The organism is Flavobacterium tructae, assembly GCF_002217475.1.
Lineage (GTDB): Bacteria > Bacteroidota > Bacteroidia > Flavobacteriales > Flavobacteriaceae > Flavobacterium > Flavobacterium tructae.
The window spans coordinates 1-13303 of record NZ_MUHH01000035.1; the positions used below are offsets into that span (position 1 = coordinate 1).

Consider the following 13303-nt stretch of genomic DNA (forward strand, 5'->3'; position numbering starts at 1 on the left):
TTTTAATTATCAATTGTCAATTAAAAAGTTGCCCAAGCAACTAACAGCCTTAAGGTGGTTATTGCGGCGGGGCTCACCTCTTCCCATCCCGAACAGAGAAGTTAAGCCCGCCTGCGCAGATGGTACTGCAGTTATGTGGGAGAGTATGTCGTCGCCTTTCTTTGAAGAACCCTATCCAAATCGGATAGGGTTTTTTGTTTTATAACGTTTTTTAAATTCTTGCGCGCTTTGCGGTTAAAAAAGTACGCGGATGATACGGATTCGCCAGGCGAAAACGCGGATCAGAACGGATTTTTTTTGATTTACAGGAGTGAAAATTGCTTTTGCCCTTTCGGGGCGATGTTTGCTGTTTATTTTGCTTTATACATAGTGCTTCGCACTATGCTCTTTGCTTTTCGGGCTTTCAGCCCTTTTTTCCTTGCGTGCTTTGCGTAAACCTTTGCTGGCTTTGCGTTTAAAAACTTTAGTCCTTTTTTCTTTGAATATTCTTTTTATCACAGACTGCGTTAGGGATGGAAGCGATATCCTTTTGCGATTACCGTACTTCTAAAAATTCCCTGAAACTTCTATCGCAAAAGATTTAGCGGACAGCCCGACCCGTAGGGAAACGCCATAACTATCTTTACTATATTTTTGCTAAGTAGGTATTAACTTAAAAATCTGAGAGTAATTTTTTTTCGATGGGTTGTAATCAAAGATTGTAATTTCAGATAAAAATCATATTTTTACTTTAGTGTTTAATTTATCTAAAAATCGGAGTGCGATGAAAAATGTCTTTTATAAAGGAGATAGTGATGAGTTTGTAAAACGTATTAATTTGCTTCAACCGGATTCGAAAGGGCTCTGGGGTAAAATGGATGTGGCGCAAATGCTGGCACACTGTAATGTTTCCTATGAGATGGTTTACGATGATATTCATCCCAAACCAGGTTTCTTTTTGAAGTTTATTTTAAAGACATTGGTTAAAAATAAGGTGGTAAGTGAGACACCGTATAAACATAATAATCCCACTGCATCTCAATTTATCATAAACGGTAGTCGTGATTTCGATCTTGAAAGAGATAGATTGATTGCTTACATTAATAAAACGCAATTGTTGGGTGAAAAAGATTTCGACGGTAAAGAATCGCATTCTTTTGGCAGATTAACTGCAACAGAATGGAGTAATATGTTTGCTAAACATCTGGAGCATCATCTGAGTCAATTTGGGGTTTAATTTTATGCTTTGCTTATGAAAATGTTCTGTATTGTAAGTTCGTTATTTTTAGGATTTGCTGTAAACGCACAGCAGCAGGAAGTCCAGAAGAGTATTGAAACTTTTTTTGAAGGTTTTCACCAAAGGGATACTGTAAGGATGAAATCTGTTTGTGCGGATAGGATAGTCCTGCAATCTATTAGTGAGAGTTTGGTTAAAGGAAACAAACTTACAGAGGAGAATGCGGGTAAATTCTATAAATCAATTGCTACCATCCCGTCTAATATTGAATTTTCTGAAAAGATTTTAAGCTACAATATCCAAATTGACGGAACAATAGCACATGTTTGGGCACCCTATCAGTTTTATGTGAACGATAAACTGAGTCATTCGGGAGTAAATACTTTTACTTTGTTTAAAGAAAAAGACAACTGGAAAATCATCTATCTGATCGATACCCGAAGAAAATAATGCTTTTATGCAATTTCAGTTGCAAAGTAATGACAGGAGTCAGCAATTGTGCACTCATCACATTTGGGTTTAGGTCTGCAGGTTTCCCTTCCTAAAAAAGAAATCGCCATACCAATTTCAGACCAAATGGTTTTGGGCAAAACCTGCATTAGGTCTTTTTCTGTTTTAATTCCGTCTTTACTCTCTTTGATAATACCAATTCTTGGTGCTACGCGTATGACATGTAAATCGGCAATAATTCCTTCTGCCGGTTGATGAGTTTCTCGTAAAATTACATTAGCTGATTTTCTTCCAATACCTTTTAAAGCGGTTAATTCTTTCATGGTTAATGGAATGTCTTCATCATTTTGAACCGTTTTTGCAATTTCTAAAAGCCATTGTGCTTTTGTGGGATAATTACGGACTTTACTTATGTATGGAATAAAAGTTTCTGCATCGGTTTGAGACAGGCTTTTTAGTGTGGGATATTTTTCAAATAGTGCCGGTGCAATTTTATTGATGTTGGCATCGGAATCCTGAGCAGACAGAACAACCATTATTAGCAATTGATAAGTATTTTGATAGTCTAAAGGATGTTTTCTTCCTTTATATTTGCTTAGAATGGGTTCCAGTTTTGTTTCCCAGTTTGTTGTTTCTCCAAATAAGTCCATCTTTAGTTTCTTTAGAATTGAACAATAGAAAATATAACTATCACAAAATTAAGGGGTTTTGATGAAATCTATCGTTTTTTTAATGACATTTTGATTGCCTAGAATTTTTCGGTGTCCTAAGCCTTCTGTTAGATATAAAGTTCCATTTTCCAGTTGTTTATGAATATGTATTCCTGCTTTTACAGACACCTCGGGATCATCATGATCATGAATTACGAGAACAGGTAGTTTAACTTTTTGAGCTGCTTTATAAGCTGAAAAATCATCCATTTTCACCTGATATTTCTTTTCAAAATGATCGCGTAAACGTTCGCTGATTTCCGGTTTTAGCTCTAGTTTGGCTACAAAATCATTCAATATGTCCTGTACAATATCGCCACTGCCAATTACTATTGCCTTTTTTACCTTTAATCCGTCTTTAATCGCGTTTAGGACAGACATTCCGCCTAAGGAATGACCGATCGCAAATTCAAAAGGGCCAAATTGTTTTTCAATTTCTAAAATTGAAGCAATAAATTCAGACATAATCGTACTTTTTCCTTCGGATTTTCCATGTGCAGGAGCATCAAAACTTACCGTTGAAAAGCCATTTTTTAAAAGTTCATCGGCTATTTTGAATAATTGGGTTCCTCTTCCGGCCCAACCATGTACGAGTAAAATTTTGCGATCACTTTTCCCATATTCATACGTAACGACGCTTTTATTAATTACGGGAACGTAAATGGTTTTTTGAATACTTTTTTGCTCCATATCCAATTCGCGTTTTGGAACTTTATGTTTTACAGGAGTTGTGAAAAGTTTTGCGGCATAAGTGGTAACCAGTTTTGTTGAAAAAAAGGCACAAATTTTAGCGGATGCAATAATAAACTTGGGAATTTTTAGAGATTTAGTAGGATTATTTTCCTTTTTTGACATATCAATAATTTTTTTCTGAGGGCTGGATTCTGTTTATTTTTTCCTAAATTTAAAAAAAGATAAAAGTAACACATTAATAGATGTTTACTGAAAAAAAGTATTGAGAAAATAGTATTTAGTACGCATATAAATTTTAAGAATGGAAATATTTCACATCAGTGCAGAGTGTTATCCAATGGCAAAGGTGGGCGGTTTAGCCGATGTGGTTGGCGCATTGCCTAAGTATCAGACCAAAGCTGGTCACGACGTTCGTGTTGTGGTTCCTTGTTATGACACAAAATTCAGAAAAGAAAATGATTTTGAATGTGTTCATTGGGGAAATGTGAAGTTGGGGAATTTTAATTTTCCGTTTAGTGTTTTAAAAGAAACAACAGATAAATTGGGATATGAGTTGTATCTGATTGAAATTAAAGAATTGTTCGATCGCCCAAATGTTTACGGATATGAGGATGATATTGAAAGATTTGTATCCTTTCAGATTGCGGCATTAGACTGGATTACAGCACGTAATAAAGTTCCTGATGTTTTAAATTGCCACGATCACCACACCGGATTGATTCCGTTTTTAGTTCAATATGCTTACAAATATGAAAGTCTTAGCAGTGTAAGATCAGTAATTACAATACACAATGGTCTGTATCAGGGTTGGTTTGGTTTTGATAAGCTATTTTATTTGCCTGAGTTTGATTTGAAGCATGTTGGTTTCTTAGAGTGGGACCATTCGATTAACTCATTAGCAGTAGGAATCAAGTGTGCTCATGCTGTGACTACGGTTTCTCCAAGTTATCTCGACGAAATTAATAATGCCGCAAATGGTTTAGAAGCCCTTTTCAAATCTGTTCGACACAAATCAAAGGGGATTTTAAACGGGATAGATTTTGAAGTTTGGGATCCTGCCAAAGACCAAATGATTGAGAGTAATTATTCGATAGATACTTTTGATATCGGAAAACAACAGAACAAAGAAAAATTGTGTGAGGAGTTTGAACTCGATCCTGCAAAACCATTATTTAGTTTTATAGGGCGCCTGTTTGAGGAAAAAGGAGGGGATTTGCTTCCACAGGCTTCGGCACTGGCATTATCTGAAAATTTTGAAAATATTAATATACTGATTCTGGGATCAGGAAATTCGTTGATTGAAGAACAATTGGTTCAATTGCGGAATGATTATAAAGGGAATTACAACATTTTTATTGGGTATAATGAAGCATTAGCACATTTGATTTACGCAGGAGCAGATTTTATATTAATGCCTTCGAGAGTTGAACCTTGTGGCTTAAACCAAATGTACGCACTGCGTTATGGAACAGTTCCGATTGTGAGAAGAACCGGAGGCTTGAGAGATACGGTAATAGATTTTGGTGACGATGGTAACGGAGTGTGCCATGACCAGGCTTCGGTAGGGGATATTTGTTATTCGATCAATCGTGCCGTCAAATTATATGGGGATAAAATTAATTTTAAAAATATTAGAGCGAAAGGAATGGGGACAGATCATTCCTGGGAGCGTGCATGCCAAGAATACATCGAGATATACAACCTAATAATTGAGAAAAATGAAATTTAAGAAGAAGAATGTAGTTGCCATTATTTTAGGAGGAGGACAAGGATCACGCTTGTTCCCATTAACCGAAACCCGATCTAAGCCCGCAGTTCCAATTGGTGGAAAATACCGATTGGTGGATATCCCTATTTCCAATTGTATTAATTCTGATATTTTTAAAATATTTGTCCTGACACAGTTCAACTCGGCGTCTCTAAACGCACATATTAAAAACACTTTTAATTTTAGCATCTTTAGCCAGTCGTTTGTAGATATTCTGGCGGCAGAACAAACTCCTGATAATCCAACCTGGTTTCAGGGAACAGCAGATGCCGTTAGACAATGTATGTCTCATTTTTTAAAACACGAATTTGACTATGCCTTGATTTTATCCGGAGATCAATTGTATCAAATGGATTTTAATGAGATGCTGGAGGCGCATATTGCTGCTGATGCTGCGATTTCGATTGCGACATTGCCGGTGAATGCTAAAGACGCACCTGAGTTTGGAATTCTTAAAACCAATCACGAGAGTTTTATCGAAGCTTTTATCGAAAAACCCCATGCCTCATTGTTACCCGAATGGGAATCTGATGTAAGTGAACACATGAAAGAGAAGGGGAAAAAATATCTGGCTTCTATGGGAATTTATATTTTCAACCGTGAACTACTCGTAGAGCTGATGGCTGATCCGGAAACAAAGGATTTTGGAAAAGAAATCATTCCGCAGGCTGTAGGCAAACATAAAATTCTGAGTTACCAATACGAAGGGTATTGGACCGATATCGGGAATATTGAATCTTTCTTTGAAGCTAATATTGGTCTGACGGCTGATATTCCTGAATTTAATTTGTTTGATAACGACAATAAAATTTTTACAAGACCTCGTTTATTACCACCTTCTAAATTTAGAAATTCTACCATCAATCAATCGTTAATTTCGGAAGGATGTATCATTAACGCCAAAGAAATTAAAAGTTCAGTCATTGGAATCCGTTCCAGAATTGGAGAGGGAACTGTATTGGAGAATTGTTATGTGATGGGGAACGATTTTTATCAGGATCTGGACGAATTAAATCGTGAAGCCGCAATCCATAAAATTCACGTTGGTATTGGTGAAAACTGTTTCATACAGAATGCTCTGATTGATAAGAATGTCAGAATTGGAAATAACGTTCACATTAGTGGCGGAAAACATTTGGATAATTTTACGAACGAGTTGTACAGTATCAAAGATGGTATTGTTGTGATTAAAAAAGGAGCTATTCTCTCTGACAATTTTAGAATTGAATAAAACGTTTAGAATTAATTATTGCCTTAAAAACCAAATATGTCTAAAGTAATTACGCATTCTCTCTTTACCGAATTTGATATTAATTTATTCAAAGCGGGAAAACACTACCAGTTGTACGAAAAATTAGGAGCGCATTTAATTGAAGTTGATGGAGTAAAAGGAGTGTATTTTGCCGTGTGGGCCCCAACAGCGCAATCGGTTTCTGTGGTGGGTGATTTTAATTACTGGACACAAGGTGAACATGCTTTACAGGTACGCTGGGATTCTTCGGGTATTTGGGAAGGATTTATTCCGGAGGTTTCAAAAGGGACTTTATACAAATATAAAATTCAATCGAATATTGACGGAATCGTTACCGAAAAGGCAGACCCTTTTGCTTTATATTGCGAAAAACCACCTCATACCGCTTCTGTAGTCTGGGATTTGGATTATAACTGGAAGGATGAAAAATGGATGCAATCACGTCAGAAGAATAATGCATTAGATAAGCCTCACTCAGTTTATGAAGTGCATTTGGGATCCTGGAAACGCGGAGAACATAATCGCTTTCTAACCTATTTAGAACTGGCAGATGATTTGGTTGCGTATGTAAAGGAAACCGGTTTTACACATGTAGAATTTATGCCGGTTATGGAATATCCTTACGATCCTTCATGGGGATACCAGCTCACAGGGTATTTTGCACCGACTTCGCGTTTCGGAAAACCACAGGACTTTATGGTTTTGGTAGATAAATTACACCAGACCGGTATTGGTGTTATTCTAGACTGGGTGCCGTCGCACTTTCCTGATGATGTACATGGTTTGGGCTTTTTTGACGGATCGCATTTATACGAACATCCAGATCGTAGAAAAGGATATCATCCGGATTGGAAAAGTTTGGTTTTTAATTACGGACGTAATGAAGTTCGCGCTTTCCTCATCAGCAATGCCGTTTTCTGGTTGAAGCATTACCATGCCGATGGTTTGCGTGTGGATGCCGTGGCGTCTATGCTGTATCTCGATTATTCGAGAAACGAAGGGGAATGGGAACCGAATATTTATGGGGGAAGAGAAAATTTAGATACGATAAGTTTTCTTAAAGAGTTCAATGAAGTAATCTATGCTAATTTTGATGGAGTTCAAACTATTGCTGAAGAAAGCACATCCTTTCCAATGGTTTCCAGACCAACTTTTACAGGAGGTTTGGGCTTCGGAATGAAATGGATGATGGGCTGGATGCACGATACTTTAAAATACTTTCAAAAAGAAACCGTTTACCGAAAATACCATCAGAATGAGTTGACTTTTTCGATGACTTATGCTTTTACGGAGAATTTTATGCTGCCGTTTTCGCATGACGAAGTGGTGCACGGAAAAAAATCGATTGCCAATAAAATGCCGGGTGACGAATGGCAGAAATTTGCCAATTTAAGATTGCTGTACGGTTATATGTTCACACATCCCGGAGCAAAGTTATTGTTTATGGGATCTGAATTCGGGCAAAGCGATGAATGGAATTTTGAGAAAAGTCTGGATTGGCATTTACTGCAATACGACTACCATTTCGGAATTAAAAAAGTAATTACAGATTTGAATCAATTATACAAAACTCGTCCTGCATTGTATGAAAAACAATTTTTGGGAGAAGGTTTTGAGTGGATCAATTATTCAGACCATCAGAATGCGGTTTTATCGTACATCCGAAAAGGAAATAATCCGAAAGAAAATTTAATTATCGTTGGCAATTTTACACAGGTAGTCCGTGAAAACTACAGAATAGGAATTTCGGAAAAAGGTAAACTACAGGAAATTTTTAATAGTGATGCTGTTATTTATGGAGGAAGCGGTGTAGGAAATCCGCAGGTATTAACAATAGAGTCATCGCCTTATGACGGGAGAGATTATTCCGTAGCTTTAGATTTACCGCCTTTGAGTATCACCGTGTATTCATTTGTTTAGATGGCACACGGATGACACCGATTTAGACCGATAAGCAGGGATTTTATATTTATATTGTTTAAAGTCAGTATGGTATAGATGAACTTATTAATCCGCTTAGTGGATAGTCCTATAAAATAGTTGATGTAGATCGTGCAGATTTGGGAAAAATCATTTTAATTCTTTCAATCTGTGGCAGATGAATTCGTTATAATTTGTGCAATTCGTGGCGATAGAAAGTAATTTATATTGATGTCAATGAAAATCCATCAAATGCGTCTCATCTATTCGTATTATTGAGTTATTGGTCCGTTTAGCTGACAGTCAATATATTATTTTATCAGTTTCACGTTCTTAAATTATCGATTTGTTGAATTTTTAAGAGGATAATTAATACTCATTCAGAAAAAACGTTTTCGTGAATAATCCTTTTATTTATAGAGGGTTATCTGGTTTTTTTGTATGTTTGAAAGGGAGACTAACGTTATATAATTAATACAGAAATCGACATGATTACAAATACAGCATTAGAATACAAGGGCGATTTATATCCATCAAAAATCATCTCGCATCAACATGAAGGAGATTCTGTTTTTTTTCATACCGACAATAAAGTAATCTTAAAAGTCACTATTCTTAGAGACAGTTTGATTCGTTTTCGTTTTACCACAAAAGGGTATTTTAGTAATGATTTTTCGTATGCCGTCGATAAAACACAGCTTCACGGTTACAACTTTTTAGAACTTACCGAAGAGGAAGCCTATTTTCAAATCAGGACCAGTAAAGTAAAATGTAAAATTCAAAAAAGAGATTTACGTCTTGCTATTTACGATTTACACGATTTTCTTATTTTGGAAGACGAACTTGGTTTCCATTGGGAAGAAAGTTATGAATACGGAGGAAATATCGTAAAAATGAGTAAATCCTCTAAAGACGGGGAGTGTTTTTACGGTCTGGGAGACAAAGCAACGCAGATGAATCTAAAAGGCAAGAGACTTGAGAATTTTGCCACCGATCAATATGCTTACCAAAAAGAACAGGATCCGTTATACAAGGTGGTTCCGTTTTATATTGGTTTGCACAACAAAGTATCTTACGGAATCTTTTTCGACAATACTTTTAGAACCTTTTTTGATTTTTGTCAGGAAAGAAGAAACGTTACCAGCTTTTGGGCAGAAGGAGGAGAAATGAATTATTATTTCATTTATGGTCCGCAAATGCAGGATGTTGTAACCACTTATACCGATTTGACCGGAAAACCGGAACTGCCGCCACTTTGGGTTCTGGGATACCATCAATGCAAATGGAGTTATTATCCTGAAAGTAAAGTAAAAGAAATCACCTCAAAATTCAGAGAACTCAAAATTCCGTGTGACGCCATCTATCTCGATATCGATTATATGGAAGGATTCCGATGTTTTACCTGGAACAAAAACTATTTTCCCGATCCTAAAAAAATGGTAGCCGAATTGGCTGAAGACGGTTTTAAAACAGTAGTTATCATAGATCCGGGAATCAAAATAGACAAAGATTACTGGGTGTATCAGGAAGCCTTAGAAAAAGATTACTTCTGCAAAAGAGCCGATGGGCCTTATATGAAAGGGAAAGTCTGGCCGGGCGAATGTAATTTTCCCGATTATACAAATCCCGTTGTAAGAGAGTGGTGGGCTGGGTTATTTAAAGAATTAATTTCAGATATTGGTGTCAAAGGAGTTTGGAACGATATGAACGAACCCGCTGTAATGGAAGTTCCCAACAAAACATTTCCTACAGATGTGCGTCATGTATACGACGGAAATCCATGCAGTCATCGAAAAGCACACAATATATACGGCACACAAATGGCCAGAGCTACTTATCATGGAGTAAAACGTTTTGTCTATCCTAAACGCCCTTTTGTGATCACCAGATCGGCCTACTCCGGAGCACAACGTTATACTTCTTCGTGGACAGGTGACAACGTTGCTACCTGGGAGCATTTATGGATTGCCAACATTCAGGTACAAAGAATGAGCATATCCGGAATGGGATTTACCGGTTCTGATATTGGAGGTTTTGCCGAACAGCCTACCGGAGAATTGTACGCCCGCTGGATTCAGTTAGGCGTATTTCACCCGTTTTGCAGAACGCATTCTTCCGGAGATCATGGCAATCAGGAGCCTTGGGCATTTGATGAAGAAGTCATCAACATTACCCGTAAGTTTGTCAGTCTGCGCTATCAATTACTCCCTTATTTATACACCATGTTCTGGCAGTATATTGAAGAAGGAGTTCCGATGTTAAAACCATTAGTATATTACGATCAGGAAGATACCCAAACTCATTATCGTAATGATGAATTCATCTTTGGGAATCAAATTTTAGTATGTCCGATACTCGAACCAAATGCTGTCGGCAGACGAATGTACATTCCAAGAGGAGAGTGGTACAATTACTGGACCAACGAATTTGCAACAGGAGGCAGAGAAGTTTGGATTGATACTAAATTTGATGAAATTCCGGTTTTTGTAAAAGCAGGAGCTGTTATTCCGAAGTATCCCGTACAGCAATATGTTGGCGAACTCGAATTTGATGAATTAACACTCGATTTATACTTCAAACTTGGAAAAGAAAAGTCAGTCGTTTACGAAGATGCACAGGATGGATATGATTACAAAAAAGGACGTTACAGCTTTTTATCTTTCAGTACCATTGGAAAAGAGAAAGAGCTTATCGTTCAGTTACACAAAGAAGGAAAGTATGATACACCGTACAGTAAGTATAAAATCAATTTAATTGGACTGCCTTTTAAAGTGACTGAAATTGAAATTGATAATGAGAAAATAGTATTTGACAAGGAAGGTTTTGAACTTAATCATTTTTTAATCGTTGATAAAGAGTTTAACGAACTTCATATCATTGGCGAATAGTATAATCCTGATATTTTTTTTGATAATTATATAAAAGTGGAAAAATTAATAATCGTATTTTTGTATGTTGTTATAATACCACTATCATGAGAAAACATCTAGCATCAGGCTTACTTGCCGTTGTTTTAGCGGCCGGTTGTGCGACTAATCCCATTACAGGAAAACAAAATTTGAATTTTGTTTCAAACAGTGAATTATTTCCATCTTCGTTTCAGCAATACAATACTTTCATATCCGAAAACAAGGTAATTACGGGAACTGCAGATGCGAAAAAAGTAGAATTGGTAGGAGGAAGAATTAAGGCAGCAGCCGAAAAATACCTGATTTACCTGGGACAATCGCAGTATTTGAAAGATTATCGTTGGGAGTACAAACTCGTAGACAATAAAGAGGTGAATGCGTGGTGTATGCCCGGAGGAAAAATTGTGGTGTATTCGGGAATTTTACCAGTAACACAAAATGATTCCGGTTTAGCTACCGTTATGGGACATGAGGTTTCACACGCTTTAGCGAATCATGGCGCACAAAGAATGAGTGCCGCACAGTTACAACAAATAGGAAGCGTTGCTTTAGGAGCAGCCACAAGCGGTAAAACCCAGCAAACACAGGAAATATTTGCACAGGCTTATGGTCTGGGTACACAGGTGGGAGTAATGTTGCCGTTCAGTCGAAGCAATGAAACTGAGGCAGATAAAATTGGTCTGACGTTAATGGCCATTGCAGGTTACAATCCGGATGATGCTATTTCGTTCTGGAGCAGAATGTCGGCCAAATCCGGAGGATCGGGAACACCGGAGTTTATGAGTACACACCCTTCAGATGCTTCAAGGATTGCCAATATAAGAGCTTTAATACCGGAAGCAAGAGCAACAGCACTAAAAGTAGGAATCATTAAATAGATTTTTTACGATAAAATAGACAAAGCTATCCTTTTCAGGATGGCTTTTTTTTGGTTGATAATTTATTAATACATGAATTACTGAAAATTGATTTGATTGTGATAAAAAAGAAATAAATTCGTAGCCTGTTAACAAAACCATTACTATGAAGAACCTACAAAAAGGAGATAAGAAATTATTGAATGCCTGGGCATTTTACGACTGGGCCAATTCGGTTTACACCTTAACGATTGCATCGGCAGTATTTCCCATTTTTTATGAAGCTTTATTTACAGATCGCGACCATTATATTGATGTATTTGGAATGCACCTTAAAAATTCAGCCTTAATTAGTTTTATTACCGCAGCAGCCTTTTTGGTAGTATCTTTTATCTCTCCTTTATTATCCGGAATTGCCGATTATGTGGGGAATAAGAAAGCGTTTATGAAATTCTTTTGTTATATGGGAGCATTATCCTGTATGGGATTGTATTGGTTTGATCTCGATAATATTTATACAGGATTAGCCTTTTATTTCTTAGGATTGCTGGGATATTGGGGAAGTTTGGTTTTTTATAACTCTTATCTGCCGGATATTGCTTTTGAAGAACAGCAGGACAAAATTAGCGCCAAAGGGTATTCGATGGGGTATATTGGTAGTGTATTGTTGCTTATTATCAATTTAGCAATGATTATGAAACCAAAACTTTTTGGTATTACCGGAACCGATGGAGAAGCTGCGATGAAAGCAATGCGCTACTCTTTTATAATGGTTGGAGTCTGGTGGATTCTATTCAGCCAGTATACCTACTACTATTTGCCAAAAGGTAGTAAAGCGAGTGGTCAGAAATTAACCAGTTCAGTTGTTTTTAATGGCTTTAAAGAGTTAAAAAAGGTTTGGGCTTTGCTAAAAGATAACATTGCTCTAAGAAGATATTTAAGCGGATTTTTTGTTTCAAGTATGGCGGTGCAAACGGTAATGCTTGTAGCGACTTATTTTGGAGCGCAGGAAATTGAGTGGGCAACCAAAGAAGATAGCACCATTGGATTAATAAAATGTATTTTGATTATCCAGTTAGTAGCAGTTGTTGGAGCAGTTTTAACCTCAAGAGCTTCGGCTAAGTTCGGAAACATTCCAACCTTAATAGTGATCAATAGTATTTGGGCTGTATTTTGTGCTTTGGCGTACTTTATAGTATTACCAATGCATTTTTACGTGATGGCTACTGTGGCGGGATTTGTGATGGGTGGAATTCAAGCATTGTCCCGTTCGACTTATTCTAAATTATTACCGGAAACAGAAGACACTGCTTCTTTCTTTAGTTTTTACGATGTAGCGGAGAAAATCGGAATTGTAATCGGAATGTGTGTTTATGGCATCATCGATCAGATCACCGGAAGCCCACGTGCCGCAATTGTGATTTTGGCCATCTTCTTTGTTACTGCCATTTTCCTTTTAAGACGAGTACCAAAAAAGGCACTTTAAAAAAACACCATGTGAGTAGAAGTATAAAAAAATAACACGAAT

General features: G+C 36.9%; 10 protein-coding genes and 1 rRNA gene. 9 read left to right on the forward strand and 2 right to left on the reverse strand.

Going from position 1 to position 13303, the window contains the following annotated elements:
* Positions 1-50 precede the first annotated feature (50 nt).
* From rrf to B0A80_RS15860, 3 genes are all read left to right on the forward strand, one after another.
* Positions 51-160, forward strand: a 5S ribosomal RNA gene (rrf, locus tag B0A80_RS15850).
* Positions 161-763: 603 nt separating this feature from the next.
* The gene (locus B0A80_RS15855) at positions 764-1216 is read left to right on the forward strand and encodes a DUF1569 domain-containing protein (protein ID WP_089077895.1); all 453 of its coding nucleotides are present in this window, start codon (positions 764-766) and stop codon (positions 1214-1216) included.
* 15 nt (positions 1217-1231) lie between these two features.
* The gene (locus tag B0A80_RS15860) at positions 1232-1666 is read left to right on the forward strand and encodes a Cif family virulence factor (RefSeq protein ID WP_165769269.1); all 435 of its coding nucleotides are present in this window, start codon (positions 1232-1234) and stop codon (positions 1664-1666) included.
* A gap of 5 nt (positions 1667-1671) precedes the next feature.
* On the opposite strand, the gene B0A80_RS15865 is transcribed toward B0A80_RS15860, so the two are convergent.
* Positions 1672-2316 carry an endonuclease III domain-containing protein gene (locus tag B0A80_RS15865; protein WP_089077896.1) on the reverse strand — a complete coding sequence of 215 codons (645 nt, stop codon included), beginning with the start codon at positions 2314-2316 and terminating at the stop codon, positions 1672-1674.
* Between the two features lie 48 nt (positions 2317-2364).
* Positions 2365-3231, reverse strand: coding sequence for an alpha/beta hydrolase (locus B0A80_RS15870; protein WP_089077897.1), 867 nt, complete (start codon positions 3229-3231; stop codon positions 2365-2367).
* 139 nt (positions 3232-3370) lie between these two features.
* Between B0A80_RS15870 and B0A80_RS15875 the strand changes: the two genes are divergently transcribed.
* The 6 genes from B0A80_RS15875 to B0A80_RS15900 all read left to right on the forward strand — a co-directional run bounded on the left by B0A80_RS15875 (position 3371) and on the right by B0A80_RS15900 (position 13261).
* Positions 3371-4798, forward strand: coding sequence for a glycogen synthase (locus B0A80_RS15875; RefSeq protein WP_089077898.1), 1428 nt, complete (start codon positions 3371-3373; stop codon positions 4796-4798).
* Complete coding sequence (locus B0A80_RS15880) at positions 4788-6068, forward strand: glucose-1-phosphate adenylyltransferase (RefSeq protein WP_089077899.1); 1281 nt, start codon at positions 4788-4790, stop codon at positions 6066-6068. Before B0A80_RS15875 ends, B0A80_RS15880 begins: the two co-directional genes overlap by 11 nt.
* A 36-nt stretch (positions 6069-6104) precedes the next feature.
* Complete coding sequence (glgB, locus tag B0A80_RS15885; protein ID WP_089077900.1) at positions 6105-8009, forward strand: 1,4-alpha-glucan branching protein GlgB; 1905 nt, start codon at positions 6105-6107, stop codon at positions 8007-8009.
* 488 nt (positions 8010-8497) lie between these two features.
* Positions 8498-10897 carry a glycoside hydrolase family 31 protein gene (locus tag B0A80_RS15890; RefSeq protein ID WP_089077901.1) on the forward strand — a complete coding sequence of 800 codons (2400 nt, stop codon included), beginning with the start codon at positions 8498-8500 and terminating at the stop codon, positions 10895-10897.
* An 86-nt stretch (positions 10898-10983) separates the two neighbouring features.
* Positions 10984-11796, forward strand: coding sequence for a M48 family metallopeptidase (locus B0A80_RS15895; RefSeq protein ID WP_070908183.1), 813 nt, complete (start codon positions 10984-10986; stop codon positions 11794-11796).
* A gap of 145 nt (positions 11797-11941) precedes the next feature.
* Positions 11942-13261 carry an MFS transporter gene (locus tag B0A80_RS15900; RefSeq protein ID WP_070908182.1) on the forward strand — a complete coding sequence of 440 codons (1320 nt, stop codon included), beginning with the start codon at positions 11942-11944 and terminating at the stop codon, positions 13259-13261.
* Positions 13262-13303 lie beyond the last annotated feature (42 nt).

Coding starts and splice junctions, on each gene's coding strand:
- B0A80_RS15880 (WP_089077899.1), top strand. CDS start 4,788: ATGAAATTTAAGAAGAAGAATGTAGTTGCCATTATTTTAGGAGGAGGA.
- B0A80_RS15895 (WP_070908183.1), top strand. CDS start 10,984: ATGAGAAAACATCTAGCATCAGGCTTACTTGCCGTTGTTTTAGCGGCC.
- B0A80_RS15900 (WP_070908182.1), top strand. CDS start 11,942: ATGAAGAACCTACAAAAAGGAGATAAGAAATTATTGAATGCCTGGGCA.
- B0A80_RS15860 (WP_165769269.1), top strand. CDS start 1,232: ATGAAAATGTTCTGTATTGTAAGTTCGTTATTTTTAGGATTTGCTGTA.
- B0A80_RS15875 (WP_089077898.1), top strand. CDS start 3,371: ATGGAAATATTTCACATCAGTGCAGAGTGTTATCCAATGGCAAAGGTG.
- B0A80_RS15855 (WP_089077895.1), top strand. CDS start 764: ATGAAAAATGTCTTTTATAAAGGAGATAGTGATGAGTTTGTAAAACGT.
- glgB (WP_089077900.1), top strand. CDS start 6,105: ATGTCTAAAGTAATTACGCATTCTCTCTTTACCGAATTTGATATTAAT.
- B0A80_RS15890 (WP_089077901.1), top strand. CDS start 8,498: ATGATTACAAATACAGCATTAGAATACAAGGGCGATTTATATCCATCA.
- B0A80_RS15865 (WP_089077896.1), bottom strand. CDS start 2,316: ATGGACTTATTTGGAGAAACAACAAACTGGGAAACAAAACTGGAACCC.
- B0A80_RS15870 (WP_089077897.1), bottom strand. CDS start 3,231: ATGTCAAAAAAGGAAAATAATCCTACTAAATCTCTAAAAATTCCCAAG.